Source organism: Kibdelosporangium aridum, assembly GCF_900176515.1.
GTDB lineage: Bacteria > Actinomycetota > Actinomycetes > Mycobacteriales > Pseudonocardiaceae > Kibdelosporangium > Kibdelosporangium aridum.
Genome location: NZ_FWXV01000006.1, coordinates 38,695 through 64,263, shown reverse-complemented (window position 1 = coordinate 64,263; position 25,569 = coordinate 38,695). Strand labels below are relative to the sequence as shown.

General features: G+C 66.1%; 23 protein-coding genes. 10 read left to right on the top strand and 13 right to left on the bottom strand.

Annotated features, from left to right (window positions below):
- Positions 1–135 precede the first annotated feature (135 nt).
- The 4 genes from B9C43_RS30895 to B9C43_RS30880 all read left to right on the top strand — a co-directional run bounded on the left by B9C43_RS30895 (position 136) and on the right by B9C43_RS30880 (position 2,278).
- On the top strand, positions 136–372 hold the full coding sequence (locus tag B9C43_RS30895) for a DUF397 domain-containing protein (protein ID WP_084430450.1): 237 nt from the start codon (positions 136–138) through the stop codon (positions 370–372).
- A 13-nt stretch (positions 373–385) separates the two neighbouring features.
- Positions 386–742: a hypothetical protein gene (locus tag B9C43_RS30890; RefSeq protein WP_084430449.1), complete on the top strand. Its 357-nt coding sequence runs from the start codon at positions 386–388 to the stop codon at positions 740–742.
- A 199-nt stretch (positions 743–941) separates the two neighbouring features.
- Entirely contained in the window at positions 942–1,532 is a 591-nt protein-coding gene (gene sigK, locus B9C43_RS30885; RefSeq protein WP_033381776.1) for an ECF RNA polymerase sigma factor SigK, read from the top strand.
- Positions 1,529–2,278, top strand: a complete 750-nt coding sequence (locus B9C43_RS30880) for an anti-sigma factor (RefSeq protein WP_084430448.1) — start codon at positions 1,529–1,531, stop codon at positions 2,276–2,278. The genes sigK and B9C43_RS30880 overlap by 4 nt, the downstream gene beginning before the upstream one ends.
- On the opposite strand, the gene B9C43_RS30875 is transcribed toward B9C43_RS30880, so the two are convergent.
- From B9C43_RS30875 to B9C43_RS30865, 3 genes are all read right to left on the bottom strand, one after another.
- A complete protein-coding gene (locus B9C43_RS30875; protein ID WP_033381774.1) occupies positions 2,275–2,742 on the bottom strand; it encodes a DUF2550 domain-containing protein in 468 nt (155 codons plus the stop codon). The two genes, B9C43_RS30880 and B9C43_RS30875, sit on opposite strands and share 4 nt — an antisense overlap.
- A 25-nt stretch (positions 2,743–2,767) precedes the next feature.
- The gene (locus B9C43_RS30870; RefSeq protein WP_033381773.1) at positions 2,768–3,136 is read right to left on the bottom strand and encodes a F0F1 ATP synthase subunit epsilon; all 369 of its coding nucleotides are present in this window, start codon (positions 3,134–3,136) and stop codon (positions 2,768–2,770) included.
- Positions 3,137–3,456: 320 nt separating this feature from the next.
- Positions 3,457–4,446 (bottom strand): PQQ-dependent sugar dehydrogenase, encoded by a 990-nt coding sequence (locus tag B9C43_RS30865; protein ID WP_033381772.1) that lies wholly within the window; start codon positions 4,444–4,446, stop codon positions 3,457–3,459.
- 304 nt (positions 4,447–4,750) lie between these two features.
- Here B9C43_RS30865 and pqqA point away from each other — a divergent pair, with 304 nt between their 5' ends.
- The 5 genes from pqqA to pqqB all read left to right on the top strand — a co-directional run bounded on the left by pqqA (position 4,751) and on the right by pqqB (position 7,884).
- Positions 4,751–4,852, top strand: a complete 102-nt coding sequence (gene pqqA, locus B9C43_RS30860; protein ID WP_033381771.1) for a pyrroloquinoline quinone precursor peptide PqqA — start codon at positions 4,751–4,753, stop codon at positions 4,850–4,852.
- Between the two features lie 79 nt (positions 4,853–4,931).
- Positions 4,932–5,645, top strand: coding sequence for a pyrroloquinoline-quinone synthase PqqC (pqqC, locus tag B9C43_RS30855; RefSeq protein WP_235038945.1), 714 nt, complete (start codon positions 4,932–4,934; stop codon positions 5,643–5,645).
- A 9-nt stretch (positions 5,646–5,654) separates the two neighbouring features.
- On the top strand, positions 5,655–5,921 hold the full coding sequence (gene pqqD / locus B9C43_RS30850) for a pyrroloquinoline quinone biosynthesis peptide chaperone PqqD (RefSeq protein WP_084430770.1): 267 nt from the start codon (positions 5,655–5,657) through the stop codon (positions 5,919–5,921).
- Complete coding sequence (gene pqqE / locus B9C43_RS30845) at positions 5,918–7,012, top strand: pyrroloquinoline quinone biosynthesis protein PqqE (protein ID WP_143446771.1); 1,095 nt, start codon at positions 5,918–5,920, stop codon at positions 7,010–7,012. Before pqqD ends, pqqE begins: the two co-directional genes overlap by 4 nt.
- Positions 7,009–7,884 (top strand): pyrroloquinoline quinone biosynthesis protein PqqB, encoded by an 876-nt coding sequence (gene pqqB, locus B9C43_RS30840; RefSeq protein WP_033381766.1) that lies wholly within the window; start codon positions 7,009–7,011, stop codon positions 7,882–7,884. Before pqqE ends, pqqB begins: the two co-directional genes overlap by 4 nt.
- Here the strand turns inward: pqqB and B9C43_RS30835 are convergent.
- Positions 7,874–10,786, bottom strand: coding sequence for an ATP-binding protein (locus B9C43_RS30835; protein WP_084430445.1), 2,913 nt, complete (start codon positions 10,784–10,786; stop codon positions 7,874–7,876). The genes pqqB and B9C43_RS30835 overlap by 11 nt on opposite strands.
- Positions 10,787–10,849: 63 nt before the next feature.
- Here B9C43_RS30835 and B9C43_RS30830 point away from each other — a divergent pair, with 63 nt between their 5' ends.
- Positions 10,850–11,671, top strand: a complete 822-nt coding sequence (locus B9C43_RS30830) for an alpha/beta fold hydrolase (protein ID WP_084430444.1) — start codon at positions 10,850–10,852, stop codon at positions 11,669–11,671.
- A 41-nt stretch (positions 11,672–11,712) separates the two neighbouring features.
- Here the strand turns inward: B9C43_RS30830 and B9C43_RS30825 are convergent, their stop codons facing one another.
- From B9C43_RS30825 to atpB, 9 genes are all read right to left on the bottom strand, one after another.
- The gene (locus B9C43_RS30825; protein WP_200825771.1) at positions 11,713–15,216 is read right to left on the bottom strand and encodes a M12 family metallo-peptidase; all 3,504 of its coding nucleotides are present in this window, start codon (positions 15,214–15,216) and stop codon (positions 11,713–11,715) included.
- A gap of 67 nt (positions 15,217–15,283) precedes the next feature.
- Positions 15,284–18,820, bottom strand: coding sequence for a reprolysin-like metallopeptidase (locus B9C43_RS30820; RefSeq protein WP_200825770.1), 3,537 nt, complete (start codon positions 18,818–18,820; stop codon positions 15,284–15,286).
- 154 nt (positions 18,821–18,974) lie between these two features.
- On the bottom strand, positions 18,975–20,402 hold the full coding sequence (gene atpD / locus B9C43_RS30815; protein ID WP_033381763.1) for a F0F1 ATP synthase subunit beta: 1,428 nt from the start codon (positions 20,400–20,402) through the stop codon (positions 18,975–18,977).
- Positions 20,403–20,405: 3 nt separating this feature from the next.
- Positions 20,406–21,344, bottom strand: a complete 939-nt coding sequence (locus tag B9C43_RS30810) for a F0F1 ATP synthase subunit gamma (protein ID WP_033381762.1) — start codon at positions 21,342–21,344, stop codon at positions 20,406–20,408.
- Positions 21,345–21,356: 12 nt separating this feature from the next.
- Entirely contained in the window at positions 21,357–22,997 is a 1,641-nt protein-coding gene (gene atpA / locus B9C43_RS30805; RefSeq protein WP_033381761.1) for a F0F1 ATP synthase subunit alpha, read from the bottom strand.
- 55 nt (positions 22,998–23,052) lie between these two features.
- Positions 23,053–23,862 carry a F0F1 ATP synthase subunit delta gene (locus tag B9C43_RS30800; protein WP_033381760.1) on the bottom strand — a complete coding sequence of 270 codons (810 nt, stop codon included), beginning with the start codon at positions 23,860–23,862 and terminating at the stop codon, positions 23,053–23,055.
- A 12-nt stretch (positions 23,863–23,874) separates the two neighbouring features.
- Positions 23,875–24,423: a F0F1 ATP synthase subunit B gene (locus B9C43_RS30795; RefSeq protein ID WP_407657140.1), complete on the bottom strand. Its 549-nt coding sequence runs from the start codon at positions 24,421–24,423 to the stop codon at positions 23,875–23,877.
- A gap of 34 nt (positions 24,424–24,457) precedes the next feature.
- The gene (locus B9C43_RS30790; protein WP_407657139.1) at positions 24,458–24,697 is read right to left on the bottom strand and encodes an ATP synthase subunit c family protein; all 240 of its coding nucleotides are present in this window, start codon (positions 24,695–24,697) and stop codon (positions 24,458–24,460) included.
- Positions 24,698–24,785: 88 nt separating this feature from the next.
- The gene (gene atpB, locus B9C43_RS30785; RefSeq protein WP_143446719.1) at positions 24,786–25,568 is read right to left on the bottom strand and encodes a F0F1 ATP synthase subunit A; all 783 of its coding nucleotides are present in this window, start codon (positions 25,566–25,568) and stop codon (positions 24,786–24,788) included.
- Between the last annotated feature and the right edge of the window lies 1 nt (position 25,569).

The following is a 25,569-nucleotide window of genomic DNA, read 5'->3' as shown; positions in this document are numbered from 1 at the left end:
CCCACGCCACCAACTGTGAAATTCGTGCAGATGCACGTGCATGCGCACGGGCAACCGGCCGTGCTACCTTGCTTATGCACGAAGATCCAGACGTGCCGCCGCCAAGGCAAGTCGGGGAAAAGGTGGGAGCACTCCATGACGGCAGTACACAACGGGGTTTCCGCGGACCGCCTCGGCGGCGTCGATTGGCGACGCAGCCGGATGAGCGGCGCGGTCGGTAACTGTGTCGAAGTCGCGACGCTCGAGTCTGGCGAGATCGCGGTCCGCAACTCGCGGTTCCCTGACGGACCCGCACTGATCTACACCCGGGCTGAGATGGCTGCCTTCCTCGCTGGGGCGAAGGACGGCGAATTCGACGACGTCCTGTTGTGACAAAGGTGGCGACATGGATGACTTCGAAGCCCAGCTCAAGGAGCTGATCGCGCGCGGGTTCAGCTTCGCGCACCCGCGCGACGCCACGGGGGAGGTGGCCGCTGTCGTCGGTGTGCGCGTGCACCACGGCGTGGTCGACGTGGTGCAGATCTACGGCGAACACGACGCCGACGCCACCCGCATCCCGGGTGACGAGATGGACATCTTCTTTCCCTACAAGGTTTTCTGGCGCTCCAGCGGCACGTCGGCCGCGGTCGTCGCAGAATTGCTCGCCCTGCCGGATCCCGAGCCCGGTGACGTCCCGAAGGTCAACGGGTGCTGGGTTCCGGCCCGTCCTGGCAGGTCGAAATGGCTGTCCGCGTCCGCGTGAGTCCAGCCGTGCTGCCGCGCGAAGGCAGCTCGGGCCCTCGAGCCTTCATCCGTGAACTGGGAGTACGACTTGCCGCAGGGGTGACTCGACTGAGTCGCTCCCGCGGCGCCAAAACAAACCACTAACCTCTTCTACCAATCCGCTTGTACGCCGGGAGCGAATACCTGGCGGGCAGGCTGAGGTACGAGGAGGGGTGAGCATGCGGGAACGGGCGCAGCGGTCACGGGAGCCCGGGGGACCGAGGCCGGCCACCCTCGACGAACTGCTGCCCCGCGTGGCGCGTGGCGACGAAACCGCGTTCGAACAGCTCTACCGCCACCTCTCGGCCCCGATTTTCGGGCTCGTGCAGCGGATCCTGCGGGATCCAGCGCAGTCGGAAGAGGTCGCGCAGGAAGTCTTCCTCGAGCTCTGGCGCTCAGCCACTCGCTACAGCCCGGAACGTGGTTCCGTGTTGTCGTGGGCGATGACGATCGCGCACCGCAAATCCGTCGACCGCGTGCGCTCCGCGCAGGCGAGCACCGACCGCGATTCACGCGTGGCTCGTGCCGAAACCGCGCGTCCGTTCGATGAAGTCACCGAAGTCGTGGCAGGCCGGATGGAACGCGAACAAGTGCGCCGATGTCTCGGCACACTCACCGAACTGCAACGCGAGTCGGTCATGCTCGCGTACTACCAGGGCTACACCTACCGGGAAGTCGCGCATTTGCTTGACTCACCCCTTGGCACAGTCAAAACACGATTGCGGGACGGGCTGATCAGGCTGCGTGACTGCATGGGGGTGACGGCGTGAACAACGATGTACACACACTGACAGGTGCGTACGTGCTGGACGCGCTGTCCGAAATGGAGCGCAGGGCGTTCGAGGACCACATGTCCGGCTGCCCCGCGTGCCACCAGGAAGTCGCCGAGCTGCGGGAAACGACCGCACGCCTTGGCACAGCAACCGCGGCAGCTCCCCCGCCGCAGCTGTGGCACAAGGTGCACGCGGCGATCGGGAACGTCAGGCAGCTCCCGCCGATGTCGTTCGACGAGCCGCAGAGACTTCGCCCGAGACGCGGGAGTTCTCGTTTCGCGGTGTTCGCCGCGGCCGCGAGCCTCCTTGTGGCGGCAGGACTTGGCGTGGGCTGGGTCGTGACGAACAACGACGTGAAGGACGAGCTCGCGCAGACGCAGACCGAGTTGTCCCGGCTGCAGACGCTGTTGAGCGCGCCGGACGCGAAGATCGTCACAGGCCCTGTCAAAGGTGGCGGGACGGCGACAGCAGTGGTTTCGCCGAGCCAGAACGGCATGGTGATGACGCTCAAGGGCGCGCCAGCGCTGCCGGGGACCTCCGTGTATCAGCTCTGGTACGTCCGCCACCTGAATGCTGGTGGCCAGACGTCGGCTGGAACTCTGCCGGTCCCCAACGGCGCCATTTCATCGAATGACTTGAGGCCCGCGCAAGGTGCGGTGGCTCTCGCGATCACGGTTGAGCCCGCTGGCGGCTCAACAACGCCGAACCTGGACGCGCTGGTCGTCAAGCTGGATCTGGCCTAGGAGGCGTAAGGAAGACGACGACCTGGGGGCGCTGATTCGAGCCAGGAGAGGAAGCCGGTCAGCGCGTCCGGGGTCATCGCGATCTCGACGACGGTGTCCGGGCCGCCGAAAGCCCGCTTGGAACGCGGCGGGTCCAGCTCGGCGCGGCACCGCAGGATGATGGCGCCGTTCGGCACGCCGTAGAGCTCCTGGGCTTCTGGCTCGCGCCGGTCGTCGATCTCGAAGCCGTCGCGCTGGATGATCCGGTTCGGGCCGTTGCGCAAACTCAACGCGCGGTACCAGGTGAACTCGTCACCGTGATACCGCGCGACTCCGAGGTGCCAGCCTCGTGGATTGTCCAGGTGCGTCCGCAGGGCGACGTTGATGCCGCCCATCCGGATCAGTCTGACCCGGCGGATGCCGAGCAAGAGCAATGTGGCGGCCGCGACCGCCAGGAGCGTCCCGATGAACCAGAGGATCTCCACGGCCGCCCCCGCCCAGTCCCGCGGATCAGACCGTCTGTCCGGCGGCGCGAACCCGGGCTTCTGCTCTTGCCCGCTCGTCCGCGTCCTGTGCCGCGGCTACGTCAGCCCGCGCCTGGTCGATGTCGATCTCCTCGGCGAGCTCGGCGTTCTCCGCGAGGATGCTCACGCCGTCGCCGGTGATGGACAGGAAGCCGCCGTACACGGCCGCGATGACGGTCTCGCCGTCCGTGGTGCGGACCTTGACGACACCACCCTCGACGAGCTGGCCGAGCAGCGGTTCGTGGCCGGGCATCACACCGAGTTCGCCCTCGGTGGTCTGTGCGATGACCATCGTCGCTTTGCCCGACCAGAGCCGGCGCTCGACGGCGACAAGTTCAACGGAAATCTCGGCCACGCGCTTCTCCTTCGTGTCCCCTTGTCGGCAAGTCTAAACGGCGCGGGTTCGCAACCTCGACGCCCCTCCCGGTGTGATGCGGGCCGAAGGTGGGATCAGGGGTCGCGGATGGGCGGACAAGGGGTGATTTCGGGCAGTTCGTGGCCTGCCGATCAGGAGTACGTGCTTTGCGCTGGCGAACGCGTCGGCCAACCGTTGGCGCCGACGATCAAGACGCGTAACTGAGACACCGCTCACAAATATGTCTGTGAACCCCCACAGTGGACCCTCGGGTAAGGGGTGGCTTCGCCCGTGCAGGGAAGGCGAAGCCACCCCGGTTCTCACGAGCCGTCAGCGTTGTAGATGCCGCCAGGCGTCACGACCCACAGCACGTTGTTCGGCCCTGCGACCTCGTCCCGTGTGCGGCCCAGGTTGGTGTAGAGCTTGCCGCCCGCACCGCTGGTGTTCAGCTTGAACGTGCCGCCCTTGAGCGAGGCCATGAACAGGCTGCCCTTGTAGTACGTCAGGCCGCTTGGCGTTGCCTGGGAGGTCGGCCATGTCTTGACCGGGTTGGTGTACGCCGGGTTGCTGCACGGGCCTTCACAGCTCGGCCAGCCGTAGTTCCCGCCGGGCGTGATCTTGTTCAGCTCGTCCACCTTGCTGGCACCGATGTCCGAGATGTACAGCTGGGTTCCGACCCAGGCAAGGCCCTGCACGTTGCGGTGTCCCAGTGAGTAGACCCGGCTGTTGAACGGGTTTCCTGGGGCGGCCGCGCCGTTCTTGTCGACGCGAAGCACCTTTCCGCCCAGCGAATTGCGGTTCTGGGCGTTGGCGCCGTTCTGCCCGTCACCGGTTCCGGCGTACAGGTAGCCGTCCGGGCCGAACTTGATCCGGCCGCCGTGGTGGTACTGCGAGCCACGGGGAATTCCGGTCACGATCGGGGTCGGTGCCTGGCCCAGCTTGAGTTTCGCGATCCGGTTGTCCGAACTCGTTGTGTAGTAGATGAAGACGAGCTGGTCGGTCGCGTACGTCGGGGACACCGCGATGCCGAGCAGACCCGCTTCCTTGGTGACGCTGACCCCCGAGATCGTCTGAACGTCCGACACCTGGCCGTTCGGCGCGATCTTCCGGATCTTGCGCGAGTCCTTCTCGGTGAACAAAGCCGTGCCGTCAGGCAGGAAATCCACTGCCCAGGCCTGGTTGAGTCCACTCGCGACTTGCTTGATCGCCAACGGTTGCACGTCCGCGGGCGCGGCTGTCGCGGTGCCCGCGGCCAGCATCACGGTCGTCGCCGACGCGGCAGCGACAGCGAGTTTGCGACGAAATGTCATGGGTTTGCCTCCTGGAGCATCCCTTGGGCTTCACACGGCGGCGAGTGCATACAAACACACAGGGTGTCGATCGTCCTACCACCGACTGAGCTAACAAGGGCCCAGACCTCCGACCATTGTCGTCACAATCGGTAACAAGGTAGACAGATGATGTCCCGTTGACAGGGATCGGAGTGTCCGCGCGCCACAGAAAACATAGGGGGCTAGCTTTCTAAACCATTCAGCTCCTACAGTCGTGATGCTCGACACAGGTCCTTTGCCAGGACGATCCACCAGGACCGTCACTGATCCGAGGAGTGCAGAGATGATCGAAAACACGGAGCGCGAGGTCTGGACCACTCCGGACTTCGTCGAATACGAAACGCCGATGGAGGTCACGGCCTACGCGGCCCGGATGGACGACTGAGGCACATCCGTTGCGCGAGGGCCGAAGCCCTACCACGGCCCTCGCCACCTCTCCGTTTCCCTGCATGGAGGAGTCGACTGTGTCGATCTCACCGTCCACTTCGAACACTCTGCTGCCTGCCGACGAGTTCGTCGGCCAGTTGCGTGGCCTTTCCCACCGTTACTGGGGAACACATCCGTTCCACCGCAGACTGCACGACGGCAGCCTCTCGGAATTCGAGCTGCGCACGTGGGCTGCGAACCGGTGGTACTACCAATGCATGTTGCCGCAGAAGGACGCGGCGATCATCAGCAACTGCCCCGTTCCGCGGATCCGCCGCGACTGGCTGGCCAGGATCGTGTACCACGACGGCACAGCGGAAGGCGAAGGCGGCCGCGAGCGGTGGTTGCGACTGTGCGAGGCAGTCGGCCTTACCAGGGAAGAAGTTCTTGATGAGCGACACGTCGCACCCGGTGTCCGGTTCGCCGTCGACGCGTACGTGACGTTCGCACGCACCAAGCCATGGGTCGAGGCGGTCGCGTCCGGTCTGACCGAGATGTTCTCCGGTCACCTGATGCGCCAGCGCGTCACCGACATGCTGTCGAACTACGCATGGATCCGCCGGGAGGACCTCGCGTACTTCACCAACCGGATCGACGTGGTCTCCGGCGAAGGACAGGCCACTGTGGACATCGTGGTCGAGTACTGCAAAACCCGTGCTGAGCAAGAGAAAGCCATCGCGGCGTTGTCCTTCAAGTGCAACGTCCTATGGTCCATGTTGGACGCCATCGAGCAGGCCGCGAAGAAGGAGTAGCCGATGACGATGATCGGGCTGGACTCCGCGCCGCGGCTCCGCCGTGGCGTTCGGCTCACGTACGACAAGACCCGTGAAACGCACGTTCTGCTGTTCCCTGAAGGTGTTCTGGTGCCCAACCAGACCGCGGCCGCGGTGCTCAAGCTCTGCGACGGGACCGCCACGGTCGCGCAGATCACCGCTGAGCTGGGCAAGAATTACGACGGTGTCCGGGCCGACGACGTACAGAACGTGCTGAAACGGTTGGAAGAACGGCGGGTTGTCGAGTGGAAGTGATCGCGCAGCCGCCCTTGGGCATGCTCGCCGAGCTGACCCATCGATGCCCGCTGCACTGCCCGTACTGCTCCAACCCGATCGAGCTGGTGACCAGGGAAAACGAGCTGTCGACGGACGAATGGCTGTCGGTGATCGACCAGGCGCGCGAGCTCGGTGTGCTGCAGGTGCATATGTCCGGCGGGGAACCGTTGGCACGCCCCGATTTGCCGGTTCTGGTCGAGCGAGCATCAGACCTCGGATGTTATGTGAACCTGGTGACCAGCGGGCTCGGCCTGACCGAGGAACGGCTGACCGACTTGGTCGACCGCGGTTTGGCCCACGTCCAGCTGTCCGTGCAAGGCGCCGACGCCGAGATGGCCAACCGAATCGCCGGCGTCAAAGCCCATGCCCACAAACTCGCCGCGGCGCGCGCGGTGAAGAAACTCGACATGCCGCTGACCGTGAACGTGGTCCTGCATCGCGCAAACCACCACCAGGTCGCGGACCTGATCGCGCTGGCCGAAGAAATGGGCGCGGACCGCCTGGAACTGGCGAACACGCAGTACTACGGCTGGGGCCTGCGCAACCGGTCCGCCCTGATGCCAACGGCCGAACAGCTCGCCGAGGCGGAGCCGATCGTGCGCGCGGCAATCGAACGACTGCGCGACACCATGCAGATCGTCTACGTGGTCGCGGATTACTACGAGCCGTATCCCAAACCCTGTATGTACGGCTGGGGTTCGCGGCAGCTGACAGTGGCACCGAACGGTGACGTGCTCCCCTGCCCGGCGGCGTCGTCGATCACCACGTTGAAGCTGGACAACGTCCGTTCCCAGTCGCTGGAAGAAATCTGGTACCGCTCGGAGTCGTTCAACGCCTATCGCGGCGACCACTGGATGCCCGACCCGTGCCGCAGCTGTTCACGCAAGGGCATCGACTTCGGCGGCTGCCGCTGCCAGGCGTTCCTGCTGACCGGTGACGCGGGCGCGACGGACCCGGTCTGCTCGAAGTCCCCGGACCGTGGCGTGATCGATACGATCCTGGCCGGCACGCCATCCGAGCCGCCGGAGCTCGTGATGCGCAAGAACACGATCAAGGTGGTCTCCAGTTGAAGGTTCTGCTGCTGGGAACGGCCGCGGGCGGCGGATTCCCGCAGTGGAACTGCGCCTGCCGGATGTGTGAGGCGGGTCTGCCTGCCCGGACCCAGGACTGCATCGCGATCAGTGCGGACGGCACCGGCTGGTACCTGGTCAACGCCTCGCCGGACATCCGCACGCAGATCCTTTCGACGCCCGCGTTGGCCGCAGGTCCAGGCCCGCGCGACACGCCTTTGCGTGGCGCGTTGCTGACAGACGCGGAACTCGACCACTCCCTTGGCCTGACCATGCTGCGTGAGGGCGCAGGCCTTTCGGTGTGGGCTCCTGCTGCTGTCTTGCACGCCTTGCGCACGGATTTTCCGTTGCAGGAAATCGTCTCTCGTTATGGCGCATGGAACTGGCGGCCAGCCGCCGGGAATTTCGAGATCGACGGGTTGACCGTCACGGTCTTCCCGATCAGCGACAAGAAGCCCAAGTACGTCCAGTCCACAGTGGATGGTCCGTGGGTGGTCGCGTACAAGATCTCGGATCCGTCCGGCGGAGCCGTGGTGTACGCGCCGTGCTTGAAGACATGGCCCGAGGGCTTCGACGAGCTGATCGCGGACGCGTCCTGCGTGATCCTGGACGGCACGTTCTACTCGCCCGACGAGATGTCGGGCGCCACGAACAAAGGCGTGGGATCAGGCGCGCAACGGGCGATGGGCCACATCCCGATCGCCGGTCCGGAGGGTAGCCTCGCCCAGATCGCCCGGCACCCAGGCAAGCGCTGGATCTACACGCATCTCAACAACACCAACCCGATCCTCGACCCGGAGTCGAAGGAATACAAAGAGGTCCTGGCCGCGGGAGCGCAAGCGCCCTTCGACGGCACAGTGATCACGGTGTAGCCAACGCAGCAGCTTGCTTGTCGTGCTGAGCAGCCTCGCGGTGACGTCCCAGGCCTCGAGCCAGTCCGCCGAGGTAGTACGCGACCGGCTTCAGCGTGAGCAGCCCGCTTCCGGCCCCGGCGAGCTCCCCAGCAGCTGGCAGCAGCACGTCGTAGAGCTCGGCCATCGACTCACGATCGCCTCTTTCGACAGCGGCGATCGCGTGCAGGCAAGTCCGGGCCTCGAACAGCAGGTCGTGTGGTGAAGGCGGAATCACGCCGCCAGGTCGGCACCAAGGCTCGTAGACGCCGAAGTCCAGGTCACGGGACACGGGCAGCCCGTTGCGGAGCTGATGACACAGCAAGGCGAACGACAGGATGCCGTCACCGAGGCCAGGCATCTCGGTGCCTGCCAGGAAAGCCGCGCGGTACAAAGGCGCGGCATCTCCGCCGGCCACCGAAGTGCGAAGCGCCCGATACCACTGAACGAAGACCTCGGCCAGTGGCAACTGATAGTCACGCCCCAGCCGGGTGACCTCGGCGGCATGGGTGTCCGCTTCGGCGAACGCAGCAAGCGCCGAGTGTGCCTGCATCAGGATCATGTGGCCGAGGACCTCGAACGTCACCAGCGAATTCCGTGAAGCCACATCGACGAGCTCAGTACCGATGCGCACTCGCTGCGGGGCAAGCCCTGCCCGGGAGAAGGACTGCATGAACTGGGCGTTCAGGGCGAACGCCAACACCGCGGGATCGTCCAGGGTCCGAGCGATCGCCACGGCCTCCGACGCCGCTGCAACCGCGCGATGACCGCCTGAGCTGCGTAGTTCCATGGCGATCGTGGCCAGCAGACGGCTACGGGAAGCAGACGTCACCGAAGGCAGAACTCGCTCAGTCACAGCGACAACGCGAGCTGCCAAGGCGGGATCGTCCGGCGTTGTCCAGATCGCGGGTACGTCGAAAGACGCGATCACCCGCGCGGCCAACTCTGGATCGTCGACCGGGCCGAGCAAGTCGAGCGCCGAAGCCCGAAGTTCCCGGGCCTGCCCGAGCGATCCGGTGAACGACAAGGCACGGACCAAGCCCATGATCAGCTCAAGCCGATCCGCCGAGGCACTGGCAAGAGCGATGCGCCACAGGCGAGCGGCCTCACCGAAGTCGAAACGCGCCTCGGCCAAAGAAGCAGCCGCACGCGCATATCCAGCCGCTCGCGGGTCCGAGGCCAGTGAAAAGTGGTGTGCCAAGGCGGCAACGTCATCGGGCCGGACCCGTTCAAGGGCCGAGCCGACCGCGAGGTGCAAATGAGCCCGGCGGGTCTGCGAAAGGTCCTGGTAGAGCGTGTCACGGACCAAGGCGTGCGAGAACCGGAACTCCTGAGCCGCGACCTCGACCAGAAACCCGTGCTGTACGGCGACTTCCACGGCATCCAGCGAGCCGGCCACGTCGAGGGTGAACGACTCGCCGACAACCGAGGCGGTGCGAAGAACCGACTGGACCTCGGCGGGCAAGCGGGACAGCCGGTACTTCACGACGTCCCGAACACCGGCGGGCACTGCCGAGAGATCACTGCCTGCCGCGACCAATCGCGCGAGTTCCCTGACGAAGAACGGGTTCCCGCCACTGCGCCGGTGAATCACCGACGCTGTGTCGTCATCCACATCCAAGCCGACAGCCGAATGTACGACTGCCGGAATGTCCGACATGGACAGTCCACTGAGGTAGACGCGAGTCGGTTCGGATCGTGCGACACGGCCGAGAAACGCCGTGGGCGCATCGGTTGTCCGATATGTCCCCACCAGCAGCACCGGTGCGTCAACCGGGTCGGCGACCACCGAAGCCACCAGGGACAGCGTTTCCTCGTCGGCCCAATGCAGATCGTCCAGCACGATCAACAGCCGTCCGGCCGAAGCCAACTGCGTCCGCGCCGCTTGGTAGCGCTGGAAACGTGCTGTCGACGGGTCCGTGACCTCGATGGGATCGAGGAACCAGCCTGCGGGCGCGTCTTCGAGGTTGCTGCTCCACCGGCTGGGCCAGCCGAGGCGGGCCTGAAAAGCCGACGCCAGTGCGGTTTTCCCGGCACCGGCTTCCCCGCTGATCAACGCCAGCCCCAGCCGCCCGGTGCGCAGCACCTCAGCCGCGGCGTCGCTCAACTGCTCCATCTCATGCGAACGCCCAACCAGCACCGGCACATCAGCAGGCGTCAGCTCAGGCGCCTGAGCGAGAACGTCAGCTTCCAGCTGTCGCAACGCCGGGCCAGGGTCGACTCCCAACTCCGCGGACAGCACCTGGCGGGCTCTCCGCAGAGATTCCAACGCATCGCCCTGCCGCCCCGCGCGATACTGCGCCAAAGCCAACAGCCGCCACGCATCCTCGCGCCACGGATGTCCGTCCACATGGGCCTGGAGTTCAGGCACAGCCTCAGCGGCACGGCCGAGCCCCAGCAAGGCCTCGGCTCGCCGTTCTATCGCCAGCAGGCGGAGCTCATCCAGGCGGGCTATCTCGGCTCTGGCCCACGGCTGGTCCGTGAACTCGGCATAGGCGGGCCCACGCCACAACGCGAGCGCGGAGTCCAAATCAGACAACGAACCACCGAGTGCGGCCTCGAAGTCCCACGCGTCCACCGATTCCGCGCGCAGGGCGTAACCGGGACCGGACGTGACGAGCAACTGGGCCGGGGTGCGTGGCGGGCGATCCGGCTCCAGTGCCTTGCGCAACGCGGCCACAAAAGTCTGGATGGCGCCGACGGCACCGTCCGGCGGGTCGTCCCACAGGTCGTTGACCAGCATGTCGACCGGCACAACCCGGCCTCTGGCGACGAGCAGACGAGCGAGCACGGCGCGGTGCCGGGGTCCTTTGAGGTCGATCGGGCCCGCGGAGTCCGACGCCACCAGCGGACCCAGCACGCCGAACCACACCGAGGAACCCATCACTCAGCACTGTACTCAGCGGACGCTGATCCGCTGCTGATTGACCGCGCGCACGCTGGTGCCATGAAGATTCCAGTCGCCGAAGGCGTCGAGTTGAACGTGGCGGTCCAGGGCTCCGGCAGCCCGATCGTCCTGCTGCACGGCTTCCCACAGACCCACCTGATGTGGCGGCACGTCGCCGCCGACCTGGCCGCCGACCACACCGTCATCTGCCCTGACCTGCGCGGATACGGCGACAGCGACAAGCCCAAGACCGGCTACGACAAGCGCACGATGGCTCAGGACATCGTCGAGGTCGCCCGCCACCTTGGCTTCGAGAAGTTCGCTCTGGCCGGACACGACCGCGGGGCACACGTCGCCTTCCGGGCCGGTCTCGACCACCCGGACACCGTCACCCACCTGGCCATGCTCGACATCCTGCCCACGCTGGACATGTGGGACGTGCTGCACGGCGCCAACGCGGCCGTCGGCTTCCACCTGTACCTGATGGCCCAGCCACCCGGCCTGCCCGAGCAGATGATCAACGCGGCACCGGACGCGTTCTTCGGCTACTTCCTCGACGCGTGGTCCAACAGCCCGTTCCCGGAGGACATCCGCGAGGCCTACCTCAAAGCCTCCAGGGACGCGGTCGAATCCATCGTCGCGGACTACCGGGCAACAGCCACAGTGGACATCGAGCACGACACACAGGACCTGGGCAAGACGCTGAAGATGCCGGTCACGGTCATGCAGCAGGACTGGGGTGCCGCGCTGAGCTACGACGCGAAGGCCCGCTGGCAGAAGTGGGCGCCTGAGCTCACCCACATCACCGTCAACTCCGGGCACTTCATGGCCGAGGAGTCCCCGGCCGAGGTGATCAAGGCATTGCGCGACCTGCTGGCATGAGAAAGGCCCCCGGCGGACCGGGGGCCTTCCTTGAACAGGGCTTACAGCACCACGAGGGAGCCGCGGGCCAGCTTGGTCACGGCGGTCGACGCACCGGTCCACGCGGTGGAGAAGACCAGCTTCGAGCCGTCGATGAGCGTGAACGCCAGGCCGTCCTTGACCTTGCCGGTCACCCGCAGGGTCAGGCCGGTGGCCACGGTCTTCGGCCGCCAGTGGTCCGTCACGTCGACCAGGTCGGCGCGGCTGCGCATGTCGATCGCACCCGTGGCGTTCGAGCCGAACGAGTCGACGCGGATGCTGCGGATCTGGTACTTCTTGCCGCCGGAGGTGAACGTCACCAGGCTTGCCCCGGAGGACTGCCCTTTGAAGTGCGCCACCGCCAGTGTGAAGTCCGCTTTGGACCCGTTGTCGGCGCCGTAGGCCTTGCTCAGCGGCACCGAGCCGTCACCGATCACCAGACGGTTCTGCGAGTTGGTGACCTCAACCCGCCCAGGTGCTTTTCCCGTGTAGTTGCCACCGACCGAAGCTGTCACCTCGTGCACACCGGCCGGCAAGGTGGCCGTGCAGTTGCCGGAAGCATCCGTGGGGCCAGTGCCCAGCAGGGCCAAAGCGGCCGTGCAGAGTGTCTGGTCGCCTGCGGTGAACGTCAACGTTCCACTTAGGACATCGCCGGGCGTGGCGTCCGTGTTGTCCTGGACGGTCGCGCGCAACTGCACGGTTCCGCCGTCCACCATGGAGTCTCCGGTGTAGGTCACAGCGGCGTCCTCGGGTGCGACCTTGATCGCGAACGCGGACTTCCCAACGACACCAGTCTGATCCGTCACCGAGACGGACACCTGGTAGTCACCGGGTGCGGCCGTGGCCGTCCCCGAGACGGTCCATGAGCCAGGTCCGGCCTGGGTCAGCGACAAACCAGCGGGCAGGCCCGCAGCGGTCGCGGTCAGGCCCTCCACCGGGCTGTCCGGGTCGGTCGCGGTCACCGGGAACGAGGCCGCGTCGCTGTACTGCACCGAAGCACCAGACGGGCTGGCGATCTTCGGCGCGCCGAGGATGGTGAAGTCGGCGTTGTTCAGGTCGAAGAAGACGTTGCCGACCGCCTCGATCTTGATCCGGGCCTTCTGGGTCGCCACATCCGGCAGGCTGACGGTCTCGCTGCCGTCGTTGGCCGTGCGCTCAGACAACACGTGCGGGAAGGTCACGCCGCCGTCGGTGGACAGCGAGATCTTCACGTCGGTGGCGTTGATCGGTGCGGCGTTCGTGCCCGCCACGTCCCACGTGATCTCCTGCGCCGAACCACCCGGGTAGGTCACGTTGGCGCCCTGCGAGGTCACCAGGAACGGGCCGGTGTTCGGCGCCAGCACCAGAGCGGTGTCGGCGCTGCCGACGCCACCGCCACCCGCGCGGTAGTCCCGAGCGGTCAGACGGAAGTGCAGCGTGCGGTCGTTGTTGAAGCCAACCCAGTCCGCCGTCGGCAGGAACTCCGAGTAGCAGTCGACCACAGCGGCTGGGACAACCGCTGGCGGAGCCGGTGCGGCCGGGCAGGTACCCGCTTCGGCGTTGGTGTTGTTCAGCGACACCTGCAGCATGTCCGGGAAGACGCGCGTCGGGTTGTCGTTCACGGCGTTCTGGCCGGGCGAGTGGTACTTCAGGCTGTCCTCGTCGCTGACGATCGCCGCGGTACCGAACTGGCGGAACAGCGGACCGTTCGTCTTGACGTTGTTCACCAGGCCCGTGCCCGCGCTGCCGCCACGGTCGTTCTGCTCCCACAGGTAGGTGAGCTTGTCGCCGTCGGCGTCGGTCGCGCTGCCGGTCAAGGAGAACGGTGTGCGCAACGGGATCGTGTACTGCGGCGCCGTGGTCACGACCGGAGCGTGGTTGGTGGTGTCCTCGACCTTGAACCCGGTGTTCTCCTGCGGACCACCGTCCACAGTCTCACCGACCACCGCGCTGGTTCCGGTACCGGTGAACCCGAGCGCCGGAACGTCAACCGCGGCAACCGGTCCACTTTGGAAGGTCACCTGGAAGCCGGTGTCGTTGAACAGCGACCCGCCGAAGCCGGACACCGTCACGGTCGCGCCCGCCGGCCAGCCCTGGATGCCCTCGATCGCGGCCTTGATCCCGGCGGCGGTGTAGTTGGTGCCACGCACGATCGGCGCGGAAGCCTGGCCGTTGTAGGACAAGGTGAACGAGTCGGTGCCGTCGAACTCACGCAGGCCGACGTTCTGCACCTCGTTGATCGCCGCCCGCGGGGTCGAGATGAACGTGGAGATCTCGGTGAAGCTGCGCTGCGACCAGTACGGATCCGAGTGCGGCTGCAGGTTGTCCTGCGCGCAGATACCGGCGTACGCCATGATCGACGAACCACTACCCGGCTCGTAGGAGTTGGCGGCGCTGCGGTTCGCACCTGAGCAGGAGCCCTGGGTGCCGTTGAACGTGTGGTTGCCCGCGAACTGGTGGCCGAGCTCGTGCGCCACGTAGTCCACGGCGAAGAAGTCACCGACCGGCGTCGGCAAACCGGTGCAACCACGGGCCTTGCCGCTGCCGCCGACCACGCCGAGACCGGCGACGCCGCCGCCGTCCAGACCGAGGCCGATGTGCCCCACGTCGTAGTTGCCCGCGCCGACCAGCTGGCCGAGCACGATCTGGTTGCGGTTCAACAAGGTGCTGCTGCAGCCAGCGAGCTGGGTCGTGGTGAAGCACGGCGCCGCACCACACGGACCGTTCGCACCAGTCGCCTGGGCCGGCGTGTTCAGGTTGGTCTTGTCCGTGTCGTTGATCAGGACAAGACGGATCGCGGTCTCGTCCTCGTAGATCTGAGCGACTCGGTTGACCAGCGTCACCTTCGCGGCGGTCACGTTCTCGGCGCCGAAGTAGTTGGCGTACGAGGGATCCGTGACGAGCGCGAGGCGGTAGGTCCGGAGCTTGACGATTGGGCCTGCGTCCGTGGGAAGGGCGTCCTGCAGGACCTCTTCGATCTCCTCGTTCTCCACCAGCGGCCCGGCGTCGTTACGCAGGTTGTGGCCGTAGTAGCTGGCGTAGAGGCTCTGATCCTTGTGGTAGTACGGGTCGACGTAGTACTGACCGCGCTTCGACCGCACAGAAGCGTGGAACCCCAGTGGCGTCAGGTCTGCGCGTACGGTCGCGGTCGGGTCGTCGATTCCCCTGCCGGAGTAGGTCTTGATCTCCGGGTGGGCTGCGGCGAGCTTCTCCTCCATCACCGGCGCGTCGAGGAGTGCGAACCGCTCGAAGGTGCCTTCCGGCGTCGGCAGCAGGACTTGTTTGCCCGCTGTGGCCGCGCGGGGCGCGAGCGACAGGTCTGCCTGCATCGCGTCGCGGTCCAGGGTGAACCCGGCGAACTTGTCCGTCCGGATGTCGGCCTGTCTCGCCGATCTAGCCGCGACCGGATTGCCTTCGACCTTGGTCCAAGGGTTTTCCGACTCCGCCGGTGCGACCGTGCCGAACACCGGCAAGAGCGCGAGTGACATACCCGCGATCGCGAGCGCGGCCAGACTGCGGCCACGTGTGGGTAACGAGGATCTCGCCAAGTGACTATCTCCTTGAAAAACCTCGTGGGTGGTCACCAGCGCGGTGACCACCCACGAGGTGAATGGGTTATGCGATCAGGAATCCACCGGTCGCCAGCGGGATTTCCTGCGTCTTCGCGCCCGTCCAGTCGGACGAGAACAACAGTTTGTCGCCCTGCAGCAGGGTCACCGAGACGTTGCGCCCGGTCTGCGTCACCCGCAGCGTGACGTTCGCCGCGACGAACATCGCCTGGCCGCTGGTCACGTCGCTGAGCAGAACCTTCGTGCGCACGTCGAGCGAACCGGACGTCTTCGCCCCGAAGGACTCGACGCCGTTGCCGAACGCGACGTACTCACGGCCACCCGAGCGGAACTTCAGCGTGCTCAGGCCTTTCGTCTTGGCGTCGTTGTGCACCAGCAACGCCGTGACGTTGACCGGCGTGCCATGATCGGCCTTGTACGTTCCGGCCGACTTGGTCGCGGTGATCACACCGGCGGCGAGCACGGTCCGCTTCTGCGAAGCCTGTGTCTCCACTGAAGCGGTCGCACTGGCCGCGTAGTTCCCGCCCGCCGCAACGGTTACAGAGGTCACGCCGGCCGGCAGCTTGCCGACGCAGCTACCCGACCCGTCGGACGCACCAGTCCCAAGCAGACCGATGGTCGCGGTGCACAAGGCCTTGCCACCGGCCGAGAACGTCACGTTCGCGGTCTTGATGTCGCCAGGAGTGGCGTCGGTGTTGTCCCGGGCAGTCGCCCGGAACAGCACGGAATCGCCGTACACCAACGAATCTCCGGTGTACGTGACCTCGACGTCCTCCGGCTTCACCTTGATCGGCACGGTGAGCGTGCTCGCCACACCGGTGTCGTCGGTGACCGTGAACGCGACCGGGTAGTCACCGGCTTTCGCCTTGGTGGTCCCGGAAATCGTCCACGTCCGCTTGTTGTCCGCGGCCGTGCCCTCAGCCACCGAAAGCCCTTCGGGCAGGCCGGTGACGGCAGCGGTCAGCGCCGCCCCCTTGCTGTCCGGGTCCTCGGCGGTGATCGTGACCGGCGCGAGAGCGTCGCTGTACTGGACAGCGATGTTCTGCGGGCTGGTCACCCGCGGCGAGGCGTTGATCGTGAAATCGGCGTCGCTGACGTCGAAGAAGACGTTCCCGACCGCCTCGATCTTGATCCGCGCCTTGGTCGTCGCCTCGTCGGTCAGCCGCACCTGCTCGCTGCCGTCGTTCGGCGTGCTGCGGGCGAGCACGTGCGGGAAGGTCTTGCCGCCGTCGGTGGACAGCGAGATCTTCACGTTCTTCGCGTTGACCGGCGCGGCATTGGTGCCGGCCACATCCCACGTGATCGTCTGCTTCGAACCTCCGGCCAGCGCACCGGCAGCACCCTGCGACGTCACCAGGAACGGACCGGCGCTGGGCGCGATCGTCAGCGCGGTGTCGTCGAATCCGATCCCACCGCCGCCTTGTTTGGCGTCACGTGCGGTCAGGCGGAAGTGCATGGTCCGGTCGTTGCCGATGCCGACCCAGTCCGCCGTGGGCAGGAACTCCGAATAGCAGTCGACCAGCGGCTGAGGCACTGGGGTCGTCGGCGTCGGTGGCGGCGGCACCGGCGGGCACGCACCGGTCTTGGCGTTGGTGTTGTTCGCCAGGATCTGGTCCATGTCCGGGAAGACCCGCGTGGGGTTGCGGTTCACCGCGTTCTGCCCCGGCGAGTAGTACTTCAAGCTGTCCTCGGTGCTGACCAGCGCCGACGTGCCGAACTGGCGGAACAGCGGGCCGTCCTTCTTGACGTTGTTCGTCAGTGCGGTGCCGGTCGCCGCGCCGCGGTCGTTCTGCTCCCACATGTAGGTCACGACATCGCGGTCAGCGTCCTTCGCGGTTCCGGTCAACGCGAACGGAGTCCGCGCCGGGATCGTGTACGAGGCAGGCGCGTTCACCACAGGCGGGTGGTTACGGGTGTCGCGGATCTTCCAGCCCTTGTTGTTCTGCGGGCCGCCCTTCACCGACTCACCGGCGAACCCGGTCACCCCGTTCACCGTCAAGGACTCGACGTTCTTGCCCTCGAGCGCGCCGCCGAACGTGACCTGGAAACCGGTCTCGTCGAACGGCATCGGCCGGTAGTCCGGATCGTTGCCGAGACCCGCGACGGTCACCGTGGCACCGGTGATGCTCTCCACCGCGGCTTTGACGCCCTCCGGCGTGTAGTTCACGCCGTGCACGATCGGCTCCGAGGTCTTGCCCTGGAACGTAAGGGTGAAGGAGTCGCCGGTGCCGAACCCGCGCAGCGACACTTCCTGGACTTCGTTGACGTTGGGCAGATCCGCCGTGGTGTACGACGTGATCTCGGTGTAGCTCTGGTGCGACCAGTACGGGTCGCTGTGCGGCTGCAGGTTGTCCTGACGGCAGATACCCGCGTACGCCATGATCGACGAACCGCTGCCCGGCTCCACCGACGTGCTCGGCTCGCGGTTGCCGCCGGAGCAGTTGTGCACGGTCCCGTTGAACGTGTGGTTGCCCGCGAACTGGTGGCCAAGCTCGTGCGCCACGTAGTCGACGGCGAAGAAGTCACCGACAGGCGTTGGCACGCCCGTGCAGCCGACGGCCTTGTACGGACCACCAACACCACCGAGCCATGCGACGCCACCACCGGCAAGACCGAAGCCGATGTGCCCGACGTCGTACTTGTCGGCACCCACGAGCTGGCTCAACGCGGGACCGACCGCGAAGATCGTCGGGATGTCGCAGCCCTGCAGCTCTTCTGGCTTGAAGCACGGCGCCGCACCACACGGGCCGTTCGGCTCGGTCGCCTGCGCGGGCGTGTTCAGGTTCGTCTTGTCGGTGTCGTTGATCAACACCAGCCGGATGGCGGTCTCGTCCTCGTAGATGTGCGTGATCCGGTTGACCAGCGTCACCTTCGCCGCGGTGACGTTCTCCGCGCCGAAGTAGTTCGCGTACGACGGATCGGTGATCAGCGCGAGCCGATAGGTCCGCAGCTTCACGGTGTCCTTGGAAGCCAGCTCCTTGATTTCCGGCGCCTTGCCCAGCAACGCCTTGTCCTGCAGCGGGCCAGCCGGGTTCTGCAAGTCGTGGCCGTAGTAACTGGCGTAAAGGCTGTCATCGCTCGAATAGTCGCCCTTGAAATAAGGGTCGATGAACCACGAGCCGCTCTCGGAACGAACCGAAGCGTGGAACCCCAGTGGCGTCAGATCGGCACGAACCGAAGCGGTCGGGTCGTCGATGCCGCGGCCTGCGTAAGTCTTGATCTCCGGATGCGCGGCCGCCAGGCCCTCTTCCATCACCGGGGTGTCTTCCAGCGCGAACCGCTGGAACGTGCCCCCGGGAGTAGGCAGCAGCACTTCCTGTGTCCCAGATGCCAGCGACGCCTTCCCCAGCTCGCCCCGCATCAACGACCGGTCGAGGGTGAACCCCGCGAACTTGGATGTCCTGATGTCGGCCTGCTTCGCCGACCTTGCGGCCGTCAAACCCGGATCTGCTTTGGTCCACGGGTTGTTCGGTGCCGCGGGTGCCGTCGTGCCCAGCACCGGCATGAGTGCGACCGCCAGCCCGGCGATCGCGACAGCGGTCAGACTTCTAGCGGGTCTGGACCGTAACAGGGACCGTTCCAATTCACCCCTCCTGAGAGAACGCGTTCACAGGCATTCTTGTCGCGGGGTGGACTAGCCATAACAGCCAAAAGTAGTAAGCCGAATGCCCGTCGAAGACGCCACAAGGGCCGCCCAGGAAAAAGGGCGGCCCTTGTGGCGTATTTCGATGACTGGCTTACTTGCCGGTCAGCTCCTTGGTGCGCTTCTCCAGGTCCTCGAGGCCACCGATACCGAGGAAGGCCTGCTCCGGAACGTGGTCGAAGTCGCCCTTGGCGATCTTGTCGAACGCCTCGACGGTCTCCTTGATCGGCACGGTCGAACCGGGCTGACCGGTGAACACCTCGGCGACCAGCATGTTCTGCGACAGGAAGCGCTCGATGCGCCGGGCCCGGTTCACCGTCAGCTTGTCCTCTTCGGACAGTTCGTCCATGCCGAGGATGGCGATGATGTCCTGCAGTTCGCGGTACTTCTGCAGGATTCGCTTCACTTCCTGGGCCACGCGGTAGTGCTCGTCGCCCACGATGTTCGGGTCGAGGATCGTCGACGACGACGCCAACGGGTCCACGGCCGGGAAGATGCCCTTCTGGAACACCGAACGCGACAGCTCCGTCGTGGCGTCCAGGTGGGCGAACGTGGTTGCCGGCGCCGGGTCGGTGTAGTCGTCGGCGGGCACGTAGATCGCCTGCATCGAGGTGATCGAACGACCACGGGTCGAGGTGATGCGCTCCTGCAGCTCACCCATCTCGTCGGCCAGCGTCGGCTGGTAACCCACGGCCGACGGCATCCGACCCAGCAGGGTCGACACCTCGGAACCGGCCTGGGTGAACCGGAAGATGTTGTCGATGAACAGCAGCACGTCCTGGTTCTGCACATCGCGGAAGTACTCCGCCATGGTCAGTGCCGACAGCGCCACGCGCATACGCGTGCCGGGCGGCTCGTCCATCTGACCGAACACGAGCGCCGTGTCGTTGATGGTGCCGTCCTCGCTCAGCTCGAGGATCAGGTCGTTGCCTTCACGGGTGCGCTCACCGACACCGGCGAACACCGAGGTACCACCGAAGTTCTTGGCAACACGGGTGATCATTTCCTTGATCAGCACCGTCTTGCCCACACCGGCACCACCGAACAGGCCGATCTTGCCACCCTGCACGTACGGGGTGAGCAGGTCGATCACCTTCAGGCCGGTCTCCAGCACGTCCGTGCGGCCCTCGAGCTGGTCGAAGGCCGGCGGCTTGCGGTGGATGGTCCAGCGTTCGGCGTCCTTGGCGTAGCCCGGGTCGTCCAGGCAGTCGCCCAGGGCGTTGAACACGTGGCCCTTGACGATGTCGCCGACCGGCACGGCGATGGCCTGGCCGGTGTCGCGCACCGGGGTACCACGCACCAGGCCGTCCTGCGGCTGCATCGAGATGCAACGGACCAGGTTGTCACCCAGGTGCGCGGCGACCTCCAGGGTCACGGTCTTCTTCAGCTGCTCGAACTCGATGTCGACCTTGAGGGCGTTGAACAGCTCGGGCACCGCGTCGCGAGGGAACTCGACGTCGACGACCGGGCCGGTCACGCGGACGATACGACCGGTGGCAGTTGCTTCTTGAGTGGCAGTCATCGCTTAGTCATCACTTCCTGCGGCAGCGGCGAGCGCGTTGGCGCCACCGACGATCTCGCTGATCTCCTGGGTGATCTGGGCCTGGCGCGCCTGGTTCGCCTCACGCGAGAGAGTGAGCACGAGATCCTTCGCGTTGTCCGTCGCGGACTTCATCGCGGTGCGACGAGCCGCGGACTCCGACGCCGCCGAGTCGAGCAGTGCGGAGAAGATCCTGGTGTTGATGTACTTCGGCAGCAGCGCTGCGAGCAGCTGGTCCGCGCCCGGCTCGAACTCGTAGCTCGGCGGGATGGTCTCCGGCTTCTCCTCGGAGAACTCGACCTCGAGCGGAGCCATCCGCTTGACGATCGGCACCTGGGAGAGCATCGAGCGGAACTCCGTGTAGACGATGTGCAGCTCGTCCACACCGAGCACGCCGTCAGCGCCCGGGCCGTCACCCTCGTCGTCGACTCCCGACATGAAGGCCTTGACCAGCAGTTCACCTGCGGTCTGCGCGTTCTCGTACCGCGGCGTCTCGGAGAACCCGGTCCACGACTCGACGAACTCGCGGTTGCGGAACGTGTAGAACGAGACGGCCTTGCGGCCGATCAGGTACAGCACCGGCTGCTTGCCCTGGGAGCGGAGCAACGAGACGAGCTCCTCCGCGGCGCGCAGCACGTTGGCGTTGTAGCCGCCGCACAGGCCACGGTCACTCGTCACGATGAGCACGCCCGCCCGCTTGGGGTTCTCGCGCTCGGTCAGCAACGGGTGATCCAAGTTGGACGCCGCCCCGGCCAGCGCGGAGAGCACGTTCGTGATCTCCTGCGCGTACGGCCGGGAGGCCTCCACTCGTGCCTGCGCCCGGCTGATCCGCGTGGTCGCGATGACCTCCTGGGCCTTGAAGATCTTGGCAAGGCCCTGGGTGGAGCGGATCCGTTGGCGTAGTTCGCGAAGCTGTGCGGCCATGTGGCTACCCGATCACTTCTTCGGGGCGGGACGGTGCACCTTCACCGACTCCTGCCCGACCTTGTCGGCCTCCAGCGCGTCCGCCGGGGTGTCGACGACCGACGATCCGTCAGCCGCCGTGAACTGCTCCTTGAACTTGTTGATCGCCTCGGACAGGCGCTCGATCAGCTCGTCGGACAGGTCCTTGGTGTCGCGGATCTCCTGGAGGATACCCGCGTGGTTACGCCGGATGTTGTCCAGCAACTCGCGCTCGAACCGGCGGATGTCGTCGGTCGGCACCGAGTCGAGGAAACCACGGGTACCAGCGAAGATCGAGACAACCTGCTCGTCGATCGCGACCGGCGAGTACGCACCCTGGCGCAGCACCTGGTACAGCCGGTCACCGCGCTCCAGCTGGGCCTTCGAGGTGGCGTCCAGGTCGGAGGCGAACGCGGCGAACGCGGCCAGCTCGGTGTGCTGCGAGAGGTCGATACGCAGCGAACCGGAGACCTTGCGCATCGCCTTGATCTGGGCGGCACCACCGACTCGAGACACCGACACACCCACCGCGATGGCGGGGCGCTGGCCCTGGTTGAACAGGTCAGCCTGCAGGAAGCACTGGCCGTCGGTGATCGAGATGACGTTGGTCGGGATGTACGCGGAGATGTCGCCGGCCTTGGTCTCGATGATCGGCAGACCGGTCATCGAACCCGCGCCCAGCTCGTCGGACAGCTTCGCGCAGCGCTCCAGCAGACGGGAGTGCAAGTAGAAGACGTCACCCGGGTAGGCCTCGCGGCCCGGCGGGCGGCGCAGCAGCAGCGACAGCGCACGGTAGGCCTCGGCCTGCTTGGTCAGGTCGTCGAACACGATCAGGACGTGCTTGCCGCCGTACATCCAGTGCTGGCCAAGGGCCGAGCCGGTGTAGGGGGCGATCCACTTGAAGCCCGCGGAGTCCGAGGCCGGGGCGGCCACGATGGTGGTGTACTCCATCGCGCCGTGGTCCTCGAGGGTCTTCTTGACCGCCGCGATCGTGGAGCCCTTCTGACCGATGGCGACGTAGATGCAGCGCACCTGCTGCTTCGGGTCGCCGGTCTCCCAGGCCTTCTTCTGGTTGATGATCGTGTCGACGCAGACCGTGGTCTTACCGGTCTTGCGGTCACCGATGATCAGCTGGCGCTGGCCACGGCCGATCGGCGTCATGGCGTCGATCGCCTTGATGCCGGTCTCCAGCGGCTCCTTCACCGGCTGGCGCTGGACCACCGTCGCGGCCTGCAGTTCCAGCACGCGCTGGTCGTCGGCGACGATGTCACCGAGGCCGTCCAGCGGCTGGCCGAGCGGGTCGATGACGCGACCGAGGAAGCCGTCGCCGACCGGCACCGAAAGGATCCGGCCGGTCCGCTTGACCTCCTGGCCTTCCTCGATGGTCTCGTAGTTACCGAGGATCGTGACACCGATTTCGCGCACGTCCAGGTTCTGTGCGACACCGAGCACGCCGCCGGGGAACTCGACCAGCTCGTTGGCCATCGCCGAGGGCAGGCCCTCGACGTAGGCCACGCCGTCACCGGTCGCGGTGACGGTGCCGACCTCTTCCTTCGTCACGTCCGGCGTGTAACCGGAGACGTAGTTCTCGATCGCACTGCGGATCTCGTCCGACGAGATCGTCAGCTCCGCCATGTCTTCCCGCTCTCGCTTTCGTTACTTCAATGCTTGGGTGCCAGCAGGTTTCAGCTCAGCCGGCCAGCCGGCGTCGCAGGTCGTCAAGGCGACCCGCTGCGCTGCCGTCGATCACTTCGTCACCGACGCGGATGACCAGCCCACCGAGCAGGTCGGAGTCCACCTCGATGTGCAGCGCGATCGGCCGCGAGTAGATGCGCTGCAGAGTCGCCGCCAGCCGGTCCTGCTGCGCTTCGGTCAGCGGCACCACCGAGGTGACGTGCGCGACCGAACGCTCCCGGCGCTTGGCGGCCAGGTCGGCCAGCTCTTCAAGGCCTTCGACAGCCCTGCGGCCACGCGGATAGGCCACCAACGCCTCGGTCAGCTTGTCGGTGACCGGGTCGACCTTCGCCGCGATCAGCGACCGGACCAGCTCGAGCTTGCCCGCCACCGGCGCGGCCGGGTCGGACAGCAGCCGCTCGAGCTCACCGTCGCCCGCGACGATCCGGCCGAGCCGGAACAGTTCGTCCTCGACCGTGTCGAGCTTGCCCGCGCGCTCGGCGCCGACCAGCAGCGCGGTGCGGGCGAGCGACTCGATGCCGTCGACCAGCTCACGCGGGTTGGACCAGCGCGAGGAGATCACGGAGTCGAGCAAGTCGACCGTCGCCGTGGAGAGCTTGCTGGAGAACAGTTGGCGGACCAGCGCGGTCCGCCGCTCTGTCTCGGCCGACGAGTCCGCCAGCGCCCTGCGCAGCCCGGGTTCCCGGGTGAGCAGGCCGACCACGGCGAACAGCTCGTCGCCGACCGTGGCGAAATCGTCGACGTCGAGCAGCTTCAGCTCGGCGGCCGCGAGCGCTTCCCGGCTCGCGGCGTGCAGCAGCGTCATCTTGGCCGTCCCCTACCTCTTCGCGGGTGCCGACACGGAGTCAAGCTCCTCGAGGAACCGGTCGACGGTGCCGCGACGGCGGGCTTCGTCCTCAAGGGACTCACCGACGATCTTGCTGGCCAGCTCGACGGCGGTGCGGCCGAGGTCGGCACGCAGTTCGGCGACGATCTGGGCCCGCTGGGCCTCGAGCTGGTTGCGGCCCTGCGCCACGATCCGTGCCGCTTCTTCCTGGGCCTGAACCCGCAGTTCCTCGCGGATCTGCTCGGCCTCGATCCGGGCGTCGTCACGAATCCGCGCGGCCGCTGCGTTGGCGTCGGCGAGCAGGTCCTTGTACTTCTGCAGGTTCTCCTCGGCCTGAGCCTGCATCTGCTCGGCCTTCTGGATGCCGCCCTCGATCTTCTCGGTCCGCTCGGTGTAGAGCTTCTCGAACCGGGGGACGGCGAACTTCCAGAGGATGCCAAGCAGCAACAGGAACGCCACCAGTCCGAGGATGATCTCGGACGTGTGCGGCAGGACCGGGCTCGGTTCACCCTCAGCCGCAAGCACCGTCAACTGTTTCAGCACGACAACTCCCTAGATCTGACGTCGAGATGAATCAGGCGGTCGACGCGATGAAGTACAGAACCAGACCGATCAGGGCGAGCACCTCAGTCAGGATGAACGTCTGGAAGGCCAGACCACGCAGCTTGCCCTCGGCCTCCGGCTGACGGGCGGTGCCGTTGATGACGGCGGCGAAGATGACACCCACACCGATACCCGGGCCGATGGCACCGAGGCCGTAACCGATCATCGCCAGACCGGGGTTGATGTTGGTCGTGGCTTCCTGCGCAAGCATGATGGCGTTGCTCACTTCGATTTTCCCTTTCGAGTTCGGTCCGCGATGGCGCGGATCCGGGAACTTGTCACTGGACCGGAACAGCCGGTCAGTGGTCTGCGGCCAGTGCGGCTCCGATGTATCCAGCGGACAACAACGCGAAGATGTACGCCTGGATGACCTGGACGAACGCCTCGAGGAACGTCATCGCGATGGCGAACGCCCAGGCGATGATGGACGCGGGCTTCAGCCATGCGCTCGCCTCGAGCAACAAGAACTCGCCACCCATGGTGAACACCAGCAGGATCAGGTGCCCGGCGAACATCGCCGCGAACACCCGGATCGCCAGGGTGATCGGGTTCATGAAGAACTTGGTGAAGATCTCGATCGGCGTCAGCAGCAGGTAGATCGGCTTCGGAATGCCCGGAGGGAAGAGCTGGTTCTTGAGGTACCCACCGAGGCCGTGCCTGCGGATACCCGAGATGTGGTAGACCGGATAGACCACCAGGACCGACAGTGCCAGCGGGAAGCCGATGTGCGAGAACGTCGGGAACTGAATGATCGGGATGATGCCGAAGATGTTGTTCACCAGCGTGAACGTGAACAGCGTCAGGATCAGCGGCACGTACGGCCGGAAGTCCTTGGCACCGATCTGCTCGCGCGTGATGCCGTTGCGGCTGAAGTCGTAGATGCTTTCCGCCGCGAACTGGAACTTGCTCGGCACGATCTTCATGTTGCGTGACGCGAGCAGGAAGAACGCGGCGATGATGATGACCGACAGCACGACAAGCACCATCGGCTTGGTGACGCTGCCGAAGATCGGCGGCAGGAAGAAATCTCCGACGCCAGGCGGCTCGAACTTTGCCTCCTGCGCCAGCCACGGCATGCCCAAC

Excerpts from the sequence above, each read along its gene's own strand:
- atpD (WP_033381763.1), bottom strand. The coding sequence starts at position 20,402 with ATGACTGCCACTCAAGAAGCAACTGCCACCGGTCGTATCGTCCGCGTG.
- B9C43_RS30865 (WP_033381772.1), bottom strand. The coding sequence starts at position 4,446 with ATGACATTTCGTCGCAAACTCGCTGTCGCTGCCGCGTCGGCGACGACC.
- B9C43_RS30800 (WP_033381760.1), bottom strand. The coding sequence starts at position 23,862 with ATGACGCTGCTGCACGCCGCGAGCCGGGAAGCGCTCGCGGCCGCCGAG.
- atpA (WP_033381761.1), bottom strand. The coding sequence starts at position 22,997 with ATGGCGGAGCTGACGATCTCGTCGGACGAGATCCGCAGTGCGATCGAG.
- B9C43_RS30890 (WP_084430449.1), top strand. The coding sequence starts at position 386 with ATGGATGACTTCGAAGCCCAGCTCAAGGAGCTGATCGCGCGCGGGTTC.
- sigK (WP_033381776.1), top strand. The coding sequence starts at position 942 with ATGCGGGAACGGGCGCAGCGGTCACGGGAGCCCGGGGGACCGAGGCCG.
- B9C43_RS30810 (WP_033381762.1), bottom strand. The coding sequence starts at position 21,344 with ATGGCCGCACAGCTTCGCGAACTACGCCAACGGATCCGCTCCACCCAG.
- B9C43_RS30830 (WP_084430444.1), top strand. The coding sequence starts at position 10,850 with ATGAAGATTCCAGTCGCCGAAGGCGTCGAGTTGAACGTGGCGGTCCAG.
- pqqA (WP_033381771.1), top strand. The coding sequence starts at position 4,751 with ATGATCGAAAACACGGAGCGCGAGGTCTGGACCACTCCGGACTTCGTC.
- B9C43_RS30790 (WP_407657139.1), bottom strand. The coding sequence starts at position 24,697 with ATGCTTGCGCAGGAAGCCACGACCAACATCAACCCCGGTCTGGCGATG.
- B9C43_RS30835 (WP_084430445.1), bottom strand. The coding sequence starts at position 10,786 with ATGGGTTCCTCGGTGTGGTTCGGCGTGCTGGGTCCGCTGGTGGCGTCG.
- pqqD (WP_084430770.1), top strand. The coding sequence starts at position 5,655 with ATGATCGGGCTGGACTCCGCGCCGCGGCTCCGCCGTGGCGTTCGGCTC.
- B9C43_RS30895 (WP_084430450.1), top strand. The coding sequence starts at position 136 with ATGACGGCAGTACACAACGGGGTTTCCGCGGACCGCCTCGGCGGCGTC.